Annotated in this window: 21 protein-coding genes; 13 read left to right on the top strand and 8 right to left on the bottom strand. The window is 67.1% G+C overall.

From position 1 onward, the window contains the following. Positions 1-89: 89 nt before the first annotated feature. Entirely contained in the window at positions 90-1,181 is a 1,092-nt protein-coding gene (locus tag AC5W7N_RS07590) for a UDP-N-acetylmuramate dehydrogenase (RefSeq protein ID WP_194989290.1), read from the bottom strand. 39 nt (positions 1,182-1,220) lie between these two features. Here AC5W7N_RS07590 and AC5W7N_RS07585 point away from each other — a divergent pair, with 39 nt between their 5' ends. The 6 genes from AC5W7N_RS07585 to AC5W7N_RS07560 all read left to right on the top strand — a co-directional run bounded on the left by AC5W7N_RS07585 (position 1,221) and on the right by AC5W7N_RS07560 (position 4,512). Continuing rightward, a complete protein-coding gene (locus tag AC5W7N_RS07585) occupies positions 1,221-1,706 on the top strand; it encodes a DUF2505 domain-containing protein (protein ID WP_163810249.1) in 486 nt (161 codons plus the stop codon). A 104-nt stretch (positions 1,707-1,810) separates the two neighbouring features. Further along, complete coding sequence (locus AC5W7N_RS07580; RefSeq protein WP_195020128.1) at positions 1,811-2,326, top strand: DUF2505 domain-containing protein; 516 nt, start codon at positions 1,811-1,813, stop codon at positions 2,324-2,326. Next, positions 2,296-3,120, top strand: coding sequence for a class I SAM-dependent methyltransferase (locus tag AC5W7N_RS07575; RefSeq protein ID WP_195020129.1), 825 nt, complete (start codon positions 2,296-2,298; stop codon positions 3,118-3,120). Before AC5W7N_RS07580 ends, AC5W7N_RS07575 begins: the two co-directional genes overlap by 31 nt. A gap of 311 nt (positions 3,121-3,431) precedes the next feature. Next, positions 3,432-3,710, top strand: a complete 279-nt coding sequence (locus tag AC5W7N_RS07570; protein WP_495923444.1) for a helix-turn-helix domain-containing protein — start codon at positions 3,432-3,434, stop codon at positions 3,708-3,710. After that, positions 3,626-4,312 carry a DUF5753 domain-containing protein gene (locus AC5W7N_RS07565; protein WP_495923443.1) on the top strand — a complete coding sequence of 229 codons (687 nt, stop codon included), beginning with the start codon at positions 3,626-3,628 and terminating at the stop codon, positions 4,310-4,312. The genes AC5W7N_RS07570 and AC5W7N_RS07565 overlap by 85 nt, the downstream gene beginning before the upstream one ends. Further along, a complete protein-coding gene (locus AC5W7N_RS07560) occupies positions 4,309-4,512 on the top strand; it encodes a DUF397 domain-containing protein (RefSeq protein ID WP_194989275.1) in 204 nt (67 codons plus the stop codon). Before AC5W7N_RS07565 ends, AC5W7N_RS07560 begins: the two co-directional genes overlap by 4 nt. Before the next feature lie 779 nt (positions 4,513-5,291). Here AC5W7N_RS07560 and AC5W7N_RS07555 read toward each other — a convergent pair. Further along, positions 5,292-5,933 carry a type IV toxin-antitoxin system AbiEi family antitoxin gene (locus AC5W7N_RS07555; protein ID WP_228815166.1) on the bottom strand — a complete coding sequence of 214 codons (642 nt, stop codon included), beginning with the start codon at positions 5,931-5,933 and terminating at the stop codon, positions 5,292-5,294. Between the two features lie 48 nt (positions 5,934-5,981). Here AC5W7N_RS07555 and AC5W7N_RS07550 point away from each other — a divergent pair, with 48 nt between their 5' ends. Beyond that, on the top strand, positions 5,982-7,130 hold the full coding sequence (locus tag AC5W7N_RS07550) for an RNA-guided endonuclease InsQ/TnpB family protein (RefSeq protein ID WP_495923442.1): 1,149 nt from the start codon (positions 5,982-5,984) through the stop codon (positions 7,128-7,130). Positions 7,131-7,281: 151 nt separating this feature from the next. Further along, a complete protein-coding gene (locus AC5W7N_RS07545) occupies positions 7,282-8,007 on the top strand; it encodes an LmeA family phospholipid-binding protein (RefSeq protein ID WP_163810260.1) in 726 nt (241 codons plus the stop codon). 38 nt (positions 8,008-8,045) lie between these two features. Here AC5W7N_RS07545 and deoC read toward each other — a convergent pair whose 3' ends face one another. Continuing rightward, positions 8,046-8,714 (bottom strand): deoxyribose-phosphate aldolase, encoded by a 669-nt coding sequence (deoC, locus tag AC5W7N_RS07540; protein ID WP_163810258.1) that lies wholly within the window; start codon positions 8,712-8,714, stop codon positions 8,046-8,048. 110 nt (positions 8,715-8,824) lie between these two features. Between deoC and AC5W7N_RS07535 the strand changes: the two genes are divergently transcribed. Together AC5W7N_RS07535 and purU are read left to right on the top strand one after the other, a co-directional pair. Further along, positions 8,825-9,346 (top strand): GNAT family N-acetyltransferase, encoded by a 522-nt coding sequence (locus AC5W7N_RS07535; RefSeq protein ID WP_163810256.1) that lies wholly within the window; start codon positions 8,825-8,827, stop codon positions 9,344-9,346. A 61-nt stretch (positions 9,347-9,407) separates the two neighbouring features. Then, a complete protein-coding gene (gene purU, locus AC5W7N_RS07530) occupies positions 9,408-10,298 on the top strand; it encodes a formyltetrahydrofolate deformylase (RefSeq protein WP_195020131.1) in 891 nt (296 codons plus the stop codon). Between the two features lie 189 nt (positions 10,299-10,487). Here purU and AC5W7N_RS07525 read toward each other — a convergent pair whose 3' ends face one another. The 5 genes from AC5W7N_RS07525 to AC5W7N_RS07505 all read right to left on the bottom strand — a co-directional run bounded on the left by AC5W7N_RS07525 (position 10,488) and on the right by AC5W7N_RS07505 (position 14,817). After that, positions 10,488-11,528, bottom strand: coding sequence for an alpha/beta fold hydrolase (locus AC5W7N_RS07525; RefSeq protein WP_163810262.1), 1,041 nt, complete (start codon positions 11,526-11,528; stop codon positions 10,488-10,490). Positions 11,529-11,744: 216 nt separating this feature from the next. Beyond that, the gene (locus AC5W7N_RS07520; protein ID WP_104360649.1) at positions 11,745-12,041 is read right to left on the bottom strand and encodes a DUF2516 family protein; all 297 of its coding nucleotides are present in this window, start codon (positions 12,039-12,041) and stop codon (positions 11,745-11,747) included. 144 nt (positions 12,042-12,185) lie between these two features. Next, positions 12,186-12,866 carry a heparin-binding hemagglutinin gene (locus AC5W7N_RS07515; RefSeq protein WP_194989281.1) on the bottom strand — a complete coding sequence of 227 codons (681 nt, stop codon included), beginning with the start codon at positions 12,864-12,866 and terminating at the stop codon, positions 12,186-12,188. Further along, a complete protein-coding gene (locus tag AC5W7N_RS07510; RefSeq protein ID WP_138458789.1) occupies positions 12,863-13,363 on the bottom strand; it encodes a helix-turn-helix domain-containing protein in 501 nt (166 codons plus the stop codon). Before AC5W7N_RS07510 ends, AC5W7N_RS07515 begins: the two co-directional genes overlap by 4 nt. Before the next feature lie 104 nt (positions 13,364-13,467). Next, a complete protein-coding gene (locus AC5W7N_RS07505) occupies positions 13,468-14,817 on the bottom strand; it encodes a DUF445 domain-containing protein (protein WP_375139364.1) in 1,350 nt (449 codons plus the stop codon). A gap of 252 nt (positions 14,818-15,069) precedes the next feature. Here AC5W7N_RS07505 and AC5W7N_RS07500 point away from each other — a divergent pair, with 252 nt between their 5' ends. The 3 genes from AC5W7N_RS07500 to AC5W7N_RS07490 all read left to right on the top strand — a co-directional run bounded on the left by AC5W7N_RS07500 (position 15,070) and on the right by AC5W7N_RS07490 (position 18,571). Beyond that, a complete protein-coding gene (locus AC5W7N_RS07500) occupies positions 15,070-15,768 on the top strand; it encodes a TetR/AcrR family transcriptional regulator (RefSeq protein WP_195020865.1) in 699 nt (232 codons plus the stop codon). Between the two features lie 128 nt (positions 15,769-15,896). Continuing rightward, positions 15,897-17,312 (top strand): ABC1 kinase family protein, encoded by a 1,416-nt coding sequence (locus AC5W7N_RS07495; RefSeq protein WP_194989282.1) that lies wholly within the window; start codon positions 15,897-15,899, stop codon positions 17,310-17,312. Positions 17,313-17,320: 8 nt separating this feature from the next. Further along, complete coding sequence (locus AC5W7N_RS07490) at positions 17,321-18,571, top strand: saccharopine dehydrogenase family protein (RefSeq protein ID WP_194989283.1); 1,251 nt, start codon at positions 17,321-17,323, stop codon at positions 18,569-18,571. Positions 18,572-18,593 lie beyond the last annotated feature (22 nt).

Below are 18,593 nucleotides of genomic sequence, written 5' to 3'. Positions count from 1 at the left end.
TGTGTGTTCGGCCACGTCGGGGGCGATGTTTGCCGATAGCACATCGCCGGGGCCACAGCAATCGCGCAGCAACTCGATCGGGGTGAGTTCTACAGCGTGATCCCCACGGTGACCGGCTCGGGAACCAGCCCGATGCCGAATCGATCGGCAACCCCGTCCCTGACCGTGCGCGCCAGCGCGGCCAGATCGGCCGCCGTCGCCCGGCCGCGATTGGTCAATGCCAGCGTGTGCTTGGTCGACAGCCGGGCGGCGGCCTCCGGCCCCGGGAACCCCTTCCCGAAGCCTGCCCGCTCGATCAGCCAACCCGCCGACAGCTTCACTCCGTCCGGTGCGGGATAGGTCGGAATCGCGACGTCGCCGACATGCGCGCGGATCGCGGCCAGCACCTGCTCGGCCCGCTCCTGCGGCACCACTGGATTGGTGAAGAACGACCCCGCGCTCCAGGTGTCGTGATCGGCCGGGTCGAGCACCATCCCCTTGCCCGCGCGCAGCTTCAGCACGGCCTCCCTGACCTGCCCGGCGGGCCGTGTTTCGCCGTCGCCGGCGCCGAGCACGCGGGCGAGTTCGCCGTACCGCAGCGGGGCGCTGTGCCCGCTCATATCGAGCGCGAACTCGACCGCGAGCACCACCGCCCGGTCACTGTGCTTGAGCACGCTGGTGCGATATCCGAACCCGAGTTCGGCCGGTTCGGCCCAGCGGATATCGCCGGTGCCGCGGTCGAGCAGCCGGACCCGGCGCAGCAGCCGATCGACCTCGACGCCGTAGGCGCCCACGTTCTGCACCGGCGTCGCCCCGGCCGACCCCGGGATTCCGGACAGGCATTCCAGACCGCCGAACCCGGCGTCGACGGTGGCCGCGACCACCGCGTCCCAGTTCGCGCCCGCCTCCGCGAGCACACCGTCGGCGCCGAAGGTGACAGCGGTATTGCCCACCCGCACCACCACACCGTCGAAGCCGGCATCGCCGATGAGCAGGTTGGAGCCACCGGCGAGCAGCAGCAGCGGGATACCCGCGCCGTCGAGGGCACGGACCGTCGCGACCAGGGCGTCGGTGCTCGCGCATTCGGCGACGATGGCCGGACCGCCCACCCGCAGCGTCGTCAGTTCCGCCAGCCGCACCTCGTCGCGGACCGTCGCACCGGTCCCCGACAGCAGGTCACGCACGTGTTCCGAGGACACCAACCGTGAAGTTCGCACAGCCAGACGGTAGCGTGTCCGTCCATGGCTACACCCCTGGCGTATACGGCCAGCTACACCCATCCGGCTGCCGCCGTGCGCGCCGCCGTCGCCGACAAGCAGTACTGGACGGACCGGATCGCGGCCGTCGGCGGGCCGAATGCCCGGCTGGAGTCGGTCACCGTCGAGGGCGATCAGGTGCGCGTCGAGATGGTGCAGGCCATCGCCGCCGAACTGCTGCCCTCCGCCATCACCGCCGTGCGCCCGGGTGACCTGATCATTCCCCGGATCGAGAGCTGGACCGGCAACTCCGCCACCTTCGAGGCCCGCGTCGAGGGCGCGCCGGCCGAGGTCCGCGGCACCATCACCCTCAGCGACGCCGGCGCGGGCTCCACCGCCGTGATCGACGGCAGCATCGAGGTGAAGGTTCCGCTGTTCGGCGGCAAGATCGAGGCCGCCATCGCCGAACGCCTCACCGAGCTGCTGGCCGAGGAGACCGAGTTCACCAACGCCTGGATCTCCGAGAGCTGACGCGTTGTGACGCCCACGGCGTCGCCGGGGACCGGTTTGTGCCCGGTCACTTCTTCCGCTGCCCGGCGATGCCGTGACAACCGGTCCCGGTAACGTAACCGCCCATGGCTCGCCGACTGGACTACTCCGCCCGCTACCCGCTGCACACCACCAAAGAGCTGTACGCGGCGCTGTCGAACCGGGATTACTGGGAGGCCCGGATGGAGGAGATGCGCAAGTACTCCCCCAACGAAGTGATCAGCCTCGAGTCCAACGACGACGGCATCGAGGTGGTGCTGCACCACATCCTCCCGCGCGACACCCTGCCCGAGATCGCGCAGACGGTGATCCGCAAGGACATGGTGATCACCCGTAAGGAGAGCTACGGCCCGTTCGGTCCCGAGGTGGAGGGCAAATACTCCGCGTCCATCCCGGCGGGCCCCGGCAGCCTCACCGGAACGATGCGGCTGTTCCCCACCGAGATCGGCTGCGCCATGCGCATCTCCTCCGAGGCGAAGGTGTTCATCCCGATGGTCGGTCCGCGCCTGGAGCAGCTGATGCTGGTGAACCTCGTCGACCTGTTCCGTGCCGAGGCCGAGGTGACCCAGCAGTGGCTGGAAGAACAAAACCCCACCAGCTGAATCCGATAGGCACGATCACTCGCGGCACCACCGGCGTCAACCGGTTACGTCGCAGCGACCGCTGGCTGATCAACGACGACCTGGTCACCACCCGTCTGCACGCCGCCGCCGATCCGCTCGTGGTCGACCTCGGCTACGGCGCGAGCCCGTGGACCACCTTCGAACTGGCCGCCCGGCTGCGCACGGTGCGCCCGGACGTGCGCGTGGTCGGGCTGGAAATCGACCCGGATCGGGTGGTGCCGGGCCGCGACGGCGTCAGCTTCGCGCGCGGTGGTTTCGAACTCGCCGGCCTGCGCCCGGTCCTCGTGCGCGCGTTCAACGTGCTGCGCCAATACCCGGAAGCGGCCGTCCCCGACGCCTGGTCGACCATCCTGTCCGGCCTTGCCCCCGGCGGCCTGCTCATCGACGGCACCTGCGACGAACTCGGCCGCCGCAGCGCCTGGGTCCTGCTCGACCACACCGGACCGCTATCGCTGACACTGGCCTGGGACCCGTTCACCGTCGACCGCCCCTCCGATATCGCCGAACGTCTCCCGAAGGCGCTGATCCACCGCAACATCCCCGGTGAAGGCGTACACGCACTCCTCGCCGCCGCCGACCGGGCCTGGTCCCACGCGGCGCCGCTGGCGCCGTTCGGTCCACGTGTGCGCTGGCACGCGGCCGCAAACCTGTTGCGCGACCAGGGTTTCCCAGTGCGGGAGTACCGCAGGAGAATGCGCGACAACGTGCTATCGGTGCCGTGGGAAGTGGTGGCGCCGCTGCACCTGTATGAGCCGGTAGCCGTTCGCATCTGAGCCCGCAGACCACTCCGGTGGCACGCACATACTGGGTTTCTGCACTTAAATATTTCGGATGGAATATTCCTGGTGGGCTCCAATCTCGTTGTCTGCGAATGACTTACAACTGATTCGATAGTGCTATCGTGGTGCTCGGGGGTCTCGAGCGGTATCTGCGTGCAACAGCGAATCATCTGTCGCGGAAATGGGATGGTTGGTACCGGGCCGAAATGCCCGGATGATGCAAAAGCCCAGGATTCCTCCCGCGGCAGTGCCATTGCTCTACCCGTTTGCGGGTCGACCGGCCCGCCCTCGATGGGGAGGAACAGATGCAGGACACCACTTTGCCGCGCCGCCGACTGGGCAGTTATCTCACGGACTGGCGCACCCGCGCCGGGCTCAGCCTGAAGCAGGCGGCAGACCTACTCGGCATCGGTGCCACCAGCTTGTACCGGCTCGAGCACGGACAGAACGGCAGAGTCAACATAGGCCCCACGTCGAAGCGGCCTGCGAGCTGTATGGAGTGCCCGAACACCTCGTCGCCGCCTTCACCGGGCTGGCGCGGCAGACCAGCGAGAAGAGTTGGTGGCATGAGTTCGGGGATCTGATCCCCGAAAACTTCGACGTGTACATGGGGCTGGAATCTGCTGCGCAGAAGTTCATCTCGTACCACGTGGAGTTGGTGCCGGGAATCTTGCAGACTGCGGATTACACACGTGCGGTCGTGCGGGATGGGTATCCCGATAAGACCGCGGCCGAACATGAACGCCGCGTGCAGATGCGGCAGTACCGGCAGATGATCGTCACCCGCAAGCGGCGGCCACTCGAGGTCGATGTCGTGCTGCACGAATCCGTTCTGCGCCGCGTCATCGGCAGTCCCAAGATCTCCGCCGTGCAGTTGAAGCACTTGGCCGACATGAGTACTCGACCCAACGTCACCGTCTGTGTGCTTCCCTTTGCCGCAGGTGCTCCGACCACGGCGGTAAGCACCGGCCAATTCATCATCCTGAGCTTCGGCAACGACGCGACCGGAGCCCCGGCCGAGCCCTCCGTCGTCTACATCCCCGGCTACGTCGGTGACCTGTATTTGGAGAAACCTCAGGACGTGACCCGGTACCATCTGGCGCATAAGGCAATTCGGGACGCAGCCTTGGACGAAGTGGACAGCAGGGCTCTGCTCCGGCAGGTAGCGAAGGAGTTTCTAGCATGAACCTTGATCTATCCGGCGCCCGGTGGTTCAAGAGCCGCCATAGCGACGCCTCCAAAGAGTGCGTAGAAGTCGCCTTCGTCGACGGAGGCTTGGTAGGTGTCCGCGACTCCAAGAACCCCACCGGCGGCGCGCTGGTGTTCGGTCCGGGTGAGTGGGACGCATTCACCGCCGGAGTAGCGGACGGCAAGTTCGACCGCTGAGTCGTCAGAGCGGGAGCCGTGGGCAGACGTTGTCCAAGGCTCCCGTTTCACTGGTCGCTGCGTGAGCGCGCGTCGACCACGGCCCGGAGGGGCGTGGCTGCACCGTCGGCTGAGATCGCCGGCTCGGCAACACTTGCCCTAACCTTCACTATGCGCTGGGCTCTCATATTTTGAGCACTGTTGACCCGAACAGGCACTCACACCGGGATCCACCCCGGCCACCACGGGGGTACATTGTCTGGCCCGCAGACTGTCACTGGATAGTCGCCGCCCGGATTATGACGCCAGGCAAAGACAATCCAGACGATCGCCAGTACGCCGAGCAAACCCACTATCGGCGCCAGCACAAATCGTGCCGCCACTATATTGCTCCGCCGCGCAGCGAATGCGTTCACGAAATACCACCATGCACCAGCAGCCAAGAATAATAGGGGCGCATACAAAAATAGCAAAGTAAACGTATTTCCGGAATTTTCGCCGACGTCGCAAGCGCTCCAGGACCGACCGAGAAGCACAGCTCCCGAAAAGGCGGTGAGCAATCCGATGACAGTCGATCCAAGGATTCGGAGACCTGCCCCGCCCCCACCCAACGGCGCCTCGGAGCTTGTAACCGAGGTCATTTCGTAGACCGAATCTGCGGGACTTCCTGTCCGGCGACCGCATCAGCCAGAGTTACTGGGTCTACCTGCATATTCCCCTACCACCAGTCTCGACTTCGACGTTATCGAAAACCGTATCGAAACGTTCGCAGGAGCTCGGGGGCGCGTCGGTCGGCGTTCCTAACCGGCGGCCAGCGCCCGGCGCACGCGTACCGACGCCCAGGTACCCAAAGTCTCACCAGCCATGCGGATTTCGGTGGCGTCGCAGCGGTGGATGGCCAGCGCGTCGGCGACCACCTCGTCGAGGGCGGATTGGGCGATATCGGATTCGGCGAGATCGAGCACCGTACGGACGGGGGTGGTGACCAGGAAGGGGCCTGCGGATTCGAGATCGGCGCTCGGTAGTCGCCTGCGCTGTACCACCACCCGCTGGGTGACCGGTGGTCGTCCGGCGGCTGCGGACAGGTGCAGGTAGGTCGGGTGCAGCCGGCCGATTCCGTGCAGGTCGGCGGCACTCTGATGGGAGACGGCCACCGCGCCGTCGAACCAGGCCGCCCACATGGCGCATTCGTCGAGCGGGCCGTCCGGCCAGTTGGCCATCCGCAGCATTCCGACGCCGGTTCTGGTCACCGAACCGTTGCCGAGGCAGGCGCGAATCCGATCGGCGCAACCGGTGCGCAACACCTGACTGGTGGTGAAGAAGCCGGCGTGACGGCTGGCCAGCCGGCACAGCACCCGCCAACCCCGCCCGGAATCGGCACTCGAGGGCGCGAGAGGATCCGGAAGGAAACCCGGGCTGAACCGCGCCGCTTCACCGGCCATGGGAACCAGAGTACGTGGCAAACCTGTGGCTCATGTCACAATCGGTGGGTGCAGCTCCGTTACCGGTACCGCCTCAACCCCACGCCGGGCCACCGGGTGGCACTGGCGCGGGCGTTCGGGTGCGCTCGGGTCGTGTTCAACGACGCTGTCGCAGCACGGGAGGCAGCCCGACTTGCCGGCGTGCCGCTCCCGAAAGATGGGGAGCTGTCGAAAGTCCTCACGGCAGCAAAGGCCACGCCCGAACGAGCGTGGCTGGGTGAGGTGTCGTCGGTGGTGTTGCAGCAGGCGCTCGCCGACGCGAACACCGCTTACCGCAACTTCTTCGCGTCGGTCACCGGAAAACGTCAAGGCCCGCGACTCGGCACGCCCAGGTTCCGGTCGCGCCGCGACAACCGGCAAACGATCCGGTTCACCCGCAACGCCCGCTTCGCGGTGACGCCGGGCGGGAAACTTCGGCTGCCGAAGATCGGCGACGTGGCGGTGAGGTGGTCGAGGGAGCTGCCGGCCCCGCCGTCGTCGGTGACGGTTATCAAGGACGCGGCAGGCCGGTACTTCGCTAGCTTCGTCATCGAGGTAGACCCAGAGCCAATGCCCCAGGTCGACACCGAAGTGGGTATCGACCTCGGGCTGGCCACATTCGCGGTGTTGTCGAACGGCAAGACAATCCTGTCTCCGAAGTTCTTCCGGCAGGCCGAACGCCGGCTCCGAAAGGCGCAGCAGAATCTGTCCCGAAAGGAAAAAGGCTCGAAGAACCGGGCCAAGGCTCGGGTGAAGGTCGCCCGGGCGCATGCACGGGTGCGGGACGCGCGGCTGGACTTCGCACACAAACAGGCCACGACAGTGATCCGCGAGAACCAAGCGGTCTACGTCGAGGACTTGTGCGTTTCCGGGCTGGCCCGGACCCGCCTCGCGAAGTCGGTCTACGATGCCGGCTGGGGGTTGTTCCTACGCCTGATAGAGGAGAAAGCCACCCGGTACGGACGCACGGTCGTGAAGATCAACCGCTGGTTCCCGTCGTCCCAGATTTGCTCGACGTGCGGCCGGGTCGATGGACCGAAACCGCTCCGGGTGCGCACCTGGGCGTGCCCGTGCGGGGTGATCCACGATCGGGATCTGAACGCTGCCATCAACATCCTCGCCGCCGGACGGGCGGAGAGACGAAACGCCTGCGGAGAGACGGTCAGCCTCCCCGCGTGAGTGGGGAGCACGACTCTGTGAAACAGGAACCCACCGAGAGCGCCGACGGCGCTGGTAGGAATCCCCGCCCTTCAGGCCGGGGAGGACGTCAAGAGACATCCCTCACCGCACCCTCAGAGCCGACACAGAAACGTCGGGAAGAATCTGGTCCATGCCCACGAAGATCCGCTCCACCCTGACGGTCAGTCGCCGCACCCTGGTGATCGCCCTCGTCGCGGTGGCCGTGCTGCTGGCGACCGTGCTGGTCGGCGGCGAGGCCTACGCGCGGCACGCGGTCTCGAGCTGCGTGAGCAGCCAGTTCGAGAAAGAGATGGGCTCCAAGATCGACGTCGGATTCGGTGCCAAGCCGATGCTGGTCACCTGGGTCGACGGCAAGTTGCCCGAGGTGAACGTCAACAGCGACGACGTGAAGTTCGGCCCGGCGGTCGGCATGCAGGTGCAGGCGACCTTCCGTGACATCGAGGTCACCGACAACGGTCGCGGGGGCGCCGCGATCGGCCGCTCCACCGCCGACGTCACCTGGAGCAACGACGGCATCGCCAAGACTCTCGGCGGGTTGGTGAGCAATGTCAGCTCTTCGGCGGCCGAGGGCAAGCTGACCATGGAGGTCCTCGGCGGCCTCGCTCAGGTGCAGGTCCAGCCGCAGGTGATCAACGGCGCCGTGCAGGTCGACGTCGAATCCGCGCACGTGCTCGGCATCGGACTGCCGACCGATCTGGTGCAGGGCATCGCCGATCTGCTGTCGGAGAGCTTGCAGATGTACCCGTTCGAGATGAAGCCGACGGGCTTGCAGGTCACCGATGACGGCATCCATGTGCAGCTGGCCGGCGGCCGCACCGAGCTGCCGGCGAGCAGCGAAGGCAGCTCCTCCTGCTGAGCGCCCGGCGTGCCCGACGACACCGCACCGGCCCGAGTTCAGGCCGCGAATCCCTCCAGTACCGCACGGGATTTGGACAATCCGAGCCGGGTGGCGCCCGCCGCGATGAGCGCGGCGGCGGCCTCGGCGGTGCGGATGCCACCGCTGGCCTTGATCCCGAGCCTGCCGCCGACGGTCTCGGCCATCAGCTCGACCGCGTGCACGTCGGCGCCGCCCGCGGGATGAAATCCGGTGGAGGTCTTCACGAAATCGGCGCCCGCCTGCTCGGCCGCCCGGCAGACCTGCACGATCGCCTCGTCCGGCAGCGCGGCCGATTCGATGATGACCTTCAGCAGCGCCCGGTCGCCGATCGCCTCTCGGACGGTCACGATATCGGCGAGCACCGCGCTGTAGTCGCCGGCGACGGCGGCGCCGACGTCGATGACCATATCCACCTCGGCCGCGCCCTGATCGACGGCGAGCCGCGCTTCCGCCCCCTTGACCAGCGAATGATGTTTGCCGGACGGGAATCCGGCCACCGTGGCCACCACCAGCCCCGGCGCGCGCACCGGCAGCATCGACGGCGACACGCAGATGGCGTACACGCCGAGTTCGCGGGCCTCGCGTACCAGTTCTTCCACCTGCTCGGCGGTCGCCTCCGGCGCCAGCAGGGTGTGGTCGATCATGTCGGCCACTTCGGCCCGGGTCAGCGACGCGGAATCTGCCATGGGGACAAAGTCTGGCATATCGCCTGCACACCGTTCGGCCCGGCGGAATCCCGATTGCGCGACGCGGGCGCTTCACGCACACTGCTGTTGGTCGGGAAGAGAGGACAACCGTGCTGATCCGACGCGAACGCGCCGGCGACACCGACGCCATCGCCGCAGTCCACCGCAGCGCCTTCGGCCCGCAGTACACCGGCCAGGAGGCCATCGAACCCCCCGAGGTCGATCTGGTCGAACGGCTACGCAGCGATCCCGGCTGGATCCCGACGCTGTCCATGGTCGCGGTGGAGCACGATGCCGTCATCGGGCATGTCTGCCTCACCCGTGCCGCTGTCGGCCCGTTCCCGGTGCTCGCGCTCGGACCGATCGGAGTGCAGGCGGGCCATCAGGGTGACGGTGTGGGCGCGGCCCTCATGCATGCCGTCATCGGGGCGGCCGACGCTCTCGACGAACCCTTGATCGGGCTGGTCGGCCACCTGGATTACTACCCGCGCTTCGGCTTCGTCCCCGGCGCCCGCCTCGGCATCGCACCGGATGAATCGAGCTGGGCGAGCCACTTCCAGGTCCGTGCCCTCACGGCCTACGACGCCCAGATCGTCGGCGAGTTCCGTTACGCGGAGCCCTTCTACGGCTGATCGCGGTGGCCCGCGGCGCACTCGGTGCGAGCGGGCCTTGCTCACCTGCGAGGATGGGCGCATGAGTGCTGCTCCCTCCGTCTCCGACGATCGTCGTTACGTGCTGACCCTCGGCTGCCCGGACCGTCCGGGCATCATCGCCGAGATCACCTCGTTCATCGCGGGCTTCGGCGGATCGATCGTGGAGGCCGGTTACCACTCCGATGTGGAGACCGGCTGGTTCTTCACCCGGCAGGCCATCAAGGCTTCCACGGTGCCGTTCGATCTCGGTGAGCTGCGCACCCGCTTCGCCGACGTGGCGGCGAGCCTGGGCTCCGAAACCGACTGGCAACTGCTCGATTCGGGCGCGCGGCGCCGGGCGGTGCTGCTGGTCAGCAAGGATGGCCACTGCCTGCACGACCTGCTCGGCCGGGCGGCCTCCGGTGAGCTGCCCGCCACCATCGAGGCGGTGATCGGCAACCATCTCGATCTGGCCGAGATGGCCGAAGCGCACGGGGTGAAGTTCCATCATGTGCCGTTCCCCAAGGACCCGGCCGAGCGCGGGCCCGCCTTCGAGCAGGTCCGCGCCCTGGTCGACCAGCACGACCCGCACGCGGTGGTGCTGGCCCGCTTCATGCAGGTGCTGCCCGCGGAACTGTGCGAGCACTGGGCGGGCAAGGCGATCAACATCCACCACAGCTTCCTGCCCTCGTTCGTCGGCGCCCGGCCGTACCACCAGGCCTTCGCGCGCGGGGTCAAACTCATCGGCGCGACCTGTCACTACGTGACCCCCGAACTGGACGCCGGCCCGATCATCGAACAGGACGTCATCCGCATCGACCACGCCGACGACGTCCGCGACATGGTGCGTCAGGGCCGCGATATCGAGCGGGTGGTGCTGGCGCGCGGCCTGCGCTGGCATCTGGAGGGCCGGGTGCTGGTGCACGGCCGGCGGACGGTCGTCTTCTCCTGACCGGGTCGTCGCGCAGGCTCCGGCGAGTTCACACCGGCTGTGACCTGTGTGGGCTCGCCATAAGGTATGGGACGCCTCGGAATGGGATGCCGCAGCCGGCTTCGCAAATCACGGTCGAGCAAGGGGTCGCCGGCGCCCCAGCAGTCGAGATCGGCAGGCGTCGAACCGACCACGCAGGCTGGTGCAAGCTCAGCCGACGGCTTCGACCGGCTGGTACACCGAGTCGAGCACGCGCCCCAGTTCCTCGTTGAAGCGTTCGTAGGCTTCCACGTTCCCGAGGTGCCCGGTCGGCAGCACCTCATAGCGAACCAGACTGCCCACCTCCGCGAGGATTTCGGCGAGCTGCTCGGAGTGCACCGGGGGCGTCATATCGTCGAACGCTCCGGCCAGCAATGTGGTGGGGACGACCAGATTCCGTGCGGATTCGCCGAGATGCATATCGGCGAGGAGGAAGCCGAACTTCGCGCGGACCGAGGCCGGGCAGGAGCGCACGACGGCCATGCTGAAATCGACCAGCTCGCGCGGGGCGTCCAGGGTCATGATCTGCCGGGCGAAAGCCCAGCGGACGGGGGCGATCGGCGGGAAGACGATGGGGGTGCCGAGGCCGAGGCGACCGAACCAGAACGGCAGCGGGATGATGCGGCCGCCGAGCCAGGACAGCGGCTTGTTGAACGGCGGCACCACGGTGGTCTCGGCGATCAGCGAATGCGGGCCGGTGTTGCTGAGCAACACGGCTTCGGCCTGCGCGCGGACCCGGTCGGGATGCTTGCCCGCCCAGGCCTGCAGGGTCATGCCGCCGAGGCTGTGGCCGACGAGGACGGCGCGCTGGCCGGGACGCAGGGCGGTGTCGAGGACCGCGCAGAGGTCGTCGGCGAGCAGATCGCAGTCGAGGGGGCTGGAGCCCAGTTCGCTCTCGCCGTGGCCGCGCTGATCGTAGGCGATGACGCGGTATTCGCCGGCGAAGGCGTTGATCTGCGGATACCAGTATTCGATGGCGCAGGTCCAGCCGTGCACCAGCACGATGACGTTGCCGTCGGCCGGTCCGTACGCGTGGACGCGCAGCTTGACGCCGTCCGGGGTGGTCACCGGAATGACGTCGTGCGGAACGGTCGGCGGGTTCAGTGCGGCGTTCTGGTAGGTACGTGACCGCAGGTTCGCACGGTGCACGTCCAGCAGGCCCCGAAGCTGGGTCGGGAGGCTCGCCAACGCCGTCGGCAACATTGCACGCATCGGACACTCCTTTGTGTTACTGATAGATACAGTAACCACTGGAGCGCGTGCTAGCTAGTGCTAGCAGTCAGGAAATTCCGGAGAACCGCGCGTCACCAGCGCAGACGGCAACGAAATTTTTTTCGGGAACGGCCGCTGTTCCGAAGGGCCAGCCCTGGCTGCTCAACAACCACCCACACTGCTGCCCCAGGCCCGTGACCAGGGCAGAGTCGCGTCTTACCAGCGCGGACCGCGCTGGATCTCGTCCACCTTCGGCCGCACATCGGCGAGATAGATGCCCGTCGCGATGATGGCGATGAAGGCGAACAACCCCAGCCCCGCGAACGACAGCAGCAGAAGCAGCACCGCCACGCCGAGGATCGCCAGCCAGATCGGCTTGGTCAGCTTGTCTACCGCTGTAAACGCGTCCGGACGCTGACGTAGGGCATGAATCAGCGCGAAGATGGTCGCGCCGAAAGCCAGCAGCCACAGCACGAGCACGATAAGGCCGGTCACACCCTGCGCAATTTCCACTCCACCATGATAGGAGCAACCACCGCGGCCCACCGGCTACCGAGGGCGAGGAAACGAAAAGCGACGACCCCGCGCACCGGATCGGTACGCGGGGTCGTCGAGTAGCGCGACCGCAGGCCCGTCACCGGGCGTGCGGCAGGCGAATCAAGCCTTCTTCGCGGCGGTCTTGCGCGCCGGGGCCTTCTTCGCGGGGGTCTCGGCCTTGGCGGCGGGAGCCTTGGCCGGAGCCTTCTTGGCGGCGGGCGCCTTCTTGGCGGGGGCGGGCGCGGTCTCGGTGGTGACCTCGACGACCTCGGCGTCGACGACGGCGTCGGCAGCAGCCTCGGCCTCTTCCTCGACGACCTTGGCGGAACGGCCGATCAGGTCGTTGACCCGGCCCAGCACGTCCTCGGCCCGCTCGGCCGCGTCCTTGTACAGCGACTCGACCCGGCCGACCTGCTCCTCGACCAGGTGGTTGGCGCGCAGCCGCTCCACGGTCTCCTCACCGCGCACGGCGAGGTCGGAGTACAGGTCGAGAACCTGGCGGTAGTACTGCTCGGCCAGCTTGCGCAGCTCCTCGGGGGTGAACTTCTCGCGCAGCTCGGCGAGATCCTCCGGCAGCTCCGACGGCAGGCCGGAGAGGCGCTCGCGCAGCGAGTCGAACTGGCCCTGGACGTCGGCGGGGAGGTTGGCGATGCGCTCGCGGGCCTCGTCGACGCGGCCGGTGACATCGGCGGACTGGGCGCGCTCGCGCACCTGGGTCACGGCGTCGAGGACCGCGGTGTAGACGGCGTCACCGGCGCCCACGGTCGCGTAGAGCGGCTTGGTGGTGGCGTTGTCGGTCATGTTTCGTTCTCCTGGCGTGGCGGAGTGTCGGTCGTAATATGCGGAACGGCGCTGTCCCAGTCATCCCCCCCTGATTCGTTCCCTCCGTTTTCCCGGCGAAACGATTCGTAAATATCCAGCAAAACCTGCTTTTGCCGTTCACTGATCGTCGTGTCGGCGAGCAGGGCGTCCCGGACCGGGCTGTGCGGCCGTTGTTCGAGATAGCCGGCCCGTACGTACAACACCTCCGAGGACACTCGCAGTGCCTTGGCGATCTGCGCGAGCACCTCGGCGGAGGGGTTGCGCAATCCGCGCTCGATCTGACTGAGATACGGGTTGCTCACCCCCGCCAGCTGTGCGAGCTGGCGCAGCGAGACCTGGGCGGCCTCACGTTGCGCCCTGATGAAACCTCCGATGTCGTGCGCCGCGTTGGAGACGCGACCCCCCCGTTCCCCGAGACCGGAACCATCGTCCGGCTCCTCGGTGTGCTGGGCGGAAACCTCGGGCTGGTCTGCCATCACTCACCTTCTGGCGGTAGTACGTAACCAATGGTAGGACAGGGTGCTAGCTATTGCAAGCACTTGTGTTAGCACCCTTCGGGCAAATTTCCGGCAGCGCTGTCTCAGCCGCCGAACATCAGGTGCGACACCGTGTAGATGGCAAGTCCGGCAAGCGAACCGACCACCGTGCCGTTGATCCGGATGAATTGCAGGTCACGCCCGACCTGCAATTCGATCTTCTTACTCGCTTCTTCCGCATCCCACCTGGCAACGGTATCGCTGACGATGGTCGCGATCTCGTCGGCGTAGTTGGCCGCCAGATACCGTGCGCCGCGCTCGATCCAGCCATCCACTTTGCCGCGCGTGATCTCATCATCGCGCAGTTGCTCGCCGAGCGCTTGCACGTTTTCGGCAACCTTGCGGCGCAGCGTGCTGTTGGGGTCGTCGGCGGATTCCAGGATCAGCCGTTTGGCCGCGCGCCAGGTCGCCTCCGCCATACCGGTGATCTCCTCGCGGCCCATGATCTGGGACTTGATCCGTTCGGCCTTGGCGATCATCGCCTCGTCGTGCTGGAGGTCGTCGGCGAACTGCTCGAGGAAGCGATTGGCGGCCAGGCGCACCTCGTGATCGGGCGTCGAGCGCACCTTCCAGGTGAATTCGACGACCTCGCGGTAGATCTTCTCCGACAACATGATGTTGACGAACTTCGGCGCCCACTGCGGAGCGTCGCGCAGCACCACCCGGTCGATGGTCTCCTGACTGCCGAGCGCCCATTGATGGGCGCGCTCGGCCAGCAGATCCAGCAGCGGCAGCTGACGATTGTCGGCGAGCAACTCGGCCAGCACCCGCCCGATCGGCGGACCCCACTGCGGTTCGGCGATCCGCTTGACGATGGTGTTGTCGATGACCTGCTCGACGTCCTCGTCACGCAGTACTCCGACCACGGCGCGCAGAATGGTCGAACTCTCCTGCGCCACTCGCGCGGCATTGGCCGGCTCGGCCATCCAACGGCCGACCCGCCACGACACCTGCGCGGAGTTGACCTTCGCGGTCACCACCTCGGGCGAGAGGAAATTGGTGCCGACGAAGCTGCCGAGGCTGGCACCGAGCTGATCCTTTTTGCGCTTGATGATGGCGGTGTGCGGGATGGGCAGACCGAGTGGATGCCGGAACAGCGCCGTCACCGCGAACCAGTCGGCCAGTGCGCCGACCATGCCCGCCTCGGACGCGGCCCGCACATAACCGACCCAATCGCCGCCGCCGCCGCGCGACTCGAGCCAGCGGCAGCCGAGATAGATCGCGGTCGCCAGCGCCAGCAGTCCGGTGGCCAGCGACTTCATCTTCCACAGATCACGACGTTTGCTCGCGTCATCGGTGAAGGAGGTGAAGCTGCTCGGCATCGTCGGCTGCGCGCCGGCGGCCTCGGAGCTGCGGTCGCCGAGGACCGCGGTATCGCCGGGAGCGTTGTGCATGTCCTCCATTCTGCTGGCCTTTGCGCTCCGGCAGCGTCGCCGTGCGCAACCGGAGGGTCGCCGAGAGTGGCCTCATCGGTGTGACTCCGCTCGCATCCACCCCCCGAATGCGGTGATCGGCACCCCAAAAGGTCCTGCTGGGGAGTAATGGGACCTAAGCTGGGTGACACGGATCCGTTTCGAACGAGGGAGCCCACCCTGTCCACCGAAGACCTTGTCGACGTCGGTGAGCGCGCCGACCGACCGGCGGCGGTGCGCACCGGCAACACCGATGGCCGCAAACGCCGGTGGCGACAGCACAAGATCGACCGCCGCGAAGAGCTGGTCGACGGCACCCTGGCCGCCGTACGCGCCCGCGGCAGCAGCGCCGGAATGGACGAGATCGCCGCCGAGATCGGCGTCTCCAAGACGGTGCTCTACCGCTATTTCGCGGACAAGAACGATCTGGTCCACGCCACCATGCAGCGGTTCATCGAGATCACGCTGATGCCGCGCGTCTACGGCGCGATCAGCCTGGATGCCGACGAGTACCAGCTGGTGCGCACCGCGCTCGGTGAGTACGTCGGCGCGGTCGACGAGGACCCCGAGGTCTATCGGTTCATCATGGGCAACGGCTCGGCCGACCAGTCCTCGCTGGCCGAATTCGAGAAGCTGTTCGCCGAGGTGGTCGCCGCCGCCATCATCAGCAGGGCCGACGATCTCGGGATCGAGACCGAGGGCGCGCTGCTGTGGTCGTATGTGCTGGTCGGCGGCATCCAGCTGGCGACGCACTGGTGGACCACGGACAAGACCATGTCGCGGGAGGAAGTCATCGATTACCTGTCGATGATGGCCTGGAGCGCGATCGAGGGCATGGCGCGCGCGGGCGGCTCGCGCACCAAGTTCAACGCCTTGCCGCATGTGCTGCCGAAGCCCGTGGACACCCCCGAGATCGCCGAAGGCACCGTCTGAGCCAGTCGCGGCCCCGGATGTGACGCGGGACTCGACATCGCGGCGCGGTTGGTTAGTCTGAACGCCAGCGGGGCGCTACAGAGGGGTTGCGTCTCCGTTCGCGCGTCGGCACCAACGGAGGTACCTCGATGGCGAAACAAGTGCCGACATCCCGGCTGGCTCGCGGGACGAAGCTCGGCGCGGTCGCGGCCGGATCCGTGCTGCGCAATCAGCGCGCGCGGCTGTCCATGCGCGGCCGCTCGGAAGCGGTGCGCGCGAAGATGGCCGAGGAATCCATGATCCGCACCACCGAACAGGTGGTCATGGTGCTTGGCACCATGAAGGGCGTGGCCATGAAGCTCGGCCAGATGATGTCGGTGCTGGATCTGGATCTGGTGCCGCCCGATCATCGCGAACGTTTCCAGAAGCGCCTCGCGGTGCTGCGCAATGCCGCGCCGACGGTGTCGTTCGAGGCCATGCGCGCGGTGATCGAGGAAGATTTCGGCCGCCCGCTCGACGAGGTGTTCGCCGAGTTCGAATCCGAACCGGTGGCGGCGGCCTCGATCGGCCAGGTCTACCGCGGGCGGCTGCACGACGGGCGCAAGGTCGCGGTGAAGGTGCAGTATCCGGGCATCGATATCGCGGTGCGCGCGGATCTGAAGAACCTGGCGATGTTTCGCCGGGTTCTGCAATCGGCAATGCCGTGGGTGACGCCGGCGGTGCTGGACGAACTTCGGCTGAATATGGAGGCCGAACTCGATTACCACGCCGAAGCCGAGACCCAGCGGCAGATCTCCGAGCTCTACGCCGGGCATCCGTTCATCGTGGTGCCCAGGCCGGTGCCGGAGCTGAGTACCCGGCGGGTGCTGGTCAGCGAATACCTGGTGGGCAGCGGTTTCGAAGAGATCAAGGAGATGCCGCAGGCCGAACGGGACCGGATCGGTGAGATCATCTACCGCTTCTATGTGGGTTCGCTGTTCGTGTTCAACGAGTTCTGCGGCGATCCGCATCCCGGCAATGTCATGCTCACCGAAGACGGGCGGGTCGGGTTTCTCGATTTCGGCCTGTTCAATCGGATGGATCCCGAGCACGTCCAGTTCGAGGCGGCGTGTCTGCGCGCGGCCGCCGAGGACCGCGCAGAAGACCTGCGGCAGTTGATGATCCAGCGGGGGGTGATCGACTCGCCCGAGGAGATCGGCCCGGAGGAATGCCTCGAGTATGTGCTCGCCGCCTCCGAATGGTGTCTCATCGATGAGGAGTTGACCATCACTCCGGAACTGGCCAGCGGCGCCTTCCTGCTCGCCGTCGACCCGCGGGCCAGCGAATTCACCGGGATGAAGCAGCAGAACCTGCCGCCGGAGCATCTGTTCTCCCGGCGCGCGGACTTCCTCACCTTCGGCATGCTCGGCCAGCTCGAGGCGACGGCCAACTGGCATCGCATCTCCCGAGAATGGCTCTACGGCGAGCCGCCGGTGACCGAACTCGGTCAGCAGCATCACCGCTGGCTGACCGAACGCACCGGCGACGACACTGCACGATCCGGCAAGACTCGACACAAGGCATGAGGGAACATATGGCGGACAGCCGCGAATTCGATCTGATCCTCTTCGGCGCGACGGGTTTCGTCGGGAAGCTCACCGCGCAGTATCTGCTGGGCGCCGCGCCGGCGGACGCCAAGATCGCATTGGCCGGACGCTCGGTGGACAAGCTGACCAGGGTCCGCGATGAACTCGGCCCCGCGGCCGCGAAGTGGGAGCTGGTGGTCGCGGACGCGGCCGATCAGCCCGCCCTTGATGCGCTCGCCGCCCGCACCACCGTCGTGGTGACCACGGTGGGGCCGTACCTGCGTTACGGGCTGCCGTTGGTCGCCGCCTGCGCCGAGGCGGGCACCCATTACGCCGATCTCACCGGCGAGCCGTTGTTCATCCGCGAGGCGATCGACCAGTATCACGAGCAGGCCGTCGGCACCGGGGCCAAGATCGTCAATTCCTGTGGCTACGACTCGGTTCCGTCGGATCTGAGCGTGTATCAGCTGTACCGGCGAACCGTCGAGGACAATACCGGCGAACTCACCGACACCACGTTGATCGCCTCGCTCAAGGGCGGGGTCAGCGGCGGCACCATCGATTCCGGGCGCGCGATGATGGAGGCGGTGGCCGCCGATCCGGCCAAGCAGTCGGTGCTCAGCCACCCGTATTCGCTGAGCCCGGACAAGTCGATGGACCCGGATGTGGGCAGGCAGTCCGATCAGGCGTTGCAGAAGGCGAGCTCGATCGACCCGAGCCTGGACGGCTGGGTGGGCACCTTCGTGATGGCCATGCACAACACCAAGATCGTGCGCCGCTCCAACGGGCTGCTCGGCTGGGTGTACGGCAAGAACTTCCGCTACCGCGAGGTGATGAGCGCGGGTAAATCGCCGGTGGCGCCACTGGTGGCGGCCGGTATGTCGGGCGGGATCGTGGCCACGATGGCGGCGGGCGCGCTGCTCTCGCGGGTGAGCGCCGGCCGCAAGCTGCTGGATCGGGTGCTGCCCAAGCCGGGCACCGGCCCCAGCGAACAGGCGCGTACCAGCGGCTGGTTCACCATGAAGACCTACGCGCACACCACCTCGGGCGCGAAATACGTCGCGACCTTCGCCGGGCAGGGCGATCCCGGCTATCAGGCGACGGCGGTGCTGCTCGGCGAGAGCGGGCTGTGCCTGGCCTTCGACGGCGCGAAGCTGCCGGAATTGGCGGGTGTGCTCACCCCGGCCGCGGCGATGGGCGATGCGCTCACCGAACGGCTGCGGGCGGCCGGGATGACCATCGAGGTCGAGCGCGCCTGAACCCGGCACGGCTATGAATCTC

The sequence above is a fragment of the Nocardia sp. CDC519 genome, from assembly GCF_059509835.1.
Note: the sequence above shows the minus strand (reverse complement) of the source record. Positions and strands in the feature narration are given on the sequence as shown.

Coding starts and splice junctions, on each gene's coding strand:
- AC5W7N_RS07560 (WP_194989275.1), top strand. CDS start 4,309: ATGAACCTTGATCTATCCGGCGCCCGGTGGTTCAAGAGCCGCCATAGC.
- AC5W7N_RS07505 (WP_375139364.1), bottom strand. CDS start 14,817: ATGCACAACGCTCCCGGCGATACCGCGGTCCTCGGCGACCGCAGCTCC.
- AC5W7N_RS07510 (WP_138458789.1), bottom strand. CDS start 13,363: ATGGCAGACCAGCCCGAGGTTTCCGCCCAGCACACCGAGGAGCCGGAC.
- AC5W7N_RS07515 (WP_194989281.1), bottom strand. CDS start 12,866: ATGACCGACAACGCCACCACCAAGCCGCTCTACGCGACCGTGGGCGCC.
- AC5W7N_RS07490 (WP_194989283.1), top strand. CDS start 17,321: ATGGCGGACAGCCGCGAATTCGATCTGATCCTCTTCGGCGCGACGGGT.
- deoC (WP_163810258.1), bottom strand. CDS start 8,714: ATGGCAGATTCCGCGTCGCTGACCCGGGCCGAAGTGGCCGACATGATC.
- AC5W7N_RS07585 (WP_163810249.1), top strand. CDS start 1,221: ATGGCTACACCCCTGGCGTATACGGCCAGCTACACCCATCCGGCTGCC.
- purU (WP_195020131.1), top strand. CDS start 9,408: ATGAGTGCTGCTCCCTCCGTCTCCGACGATCGTCGTTACGTGCTGACC.
- AC5W7N_RS07570 (WP_495923444.1), top strand. CDS start 3,432: ATGCAGGACACCACTTTGCCGCGCCGCCGACTGGGCAGTTATCTCACG.
- AC5W7N_RS07525 (WP_163810262.1), bottom strand. CDS start 11,528: ATGCGTGCAATGTTGCCGACGGCGTTGGCGAGCCTCCCGACCCAGCTT.
- AC5W7N_RS07495 (WP_194989282.1), top strand. CDS start 15,897: ATGGCGAAACAAGTGCCGACATCCCGGCTGGCTCGCGGGACGAAGCTC.
- AC5W7N_RS07545 (WP_163810260.1), top strand. CDS start 7,282: ATGCCCACGAAGATCCGCTCCACCCTGACGGTCAGTCGCCGCACCCTG.
- AC5W7N_RS07580 (WP_195020128.1), top strand. CDS start 1,811: ATGGCTCGCCGACTGGACTACTCCGCCCGCTACCCGCTGCACACCACC.
- AC5W7N_RS07555 (WP_228815166.1), bottom strand. CDS start 5,933: ATGGCCGGTGAAGCGGCGCGGTTCAGCCCGGGTTTCCTTCCGGATCCT.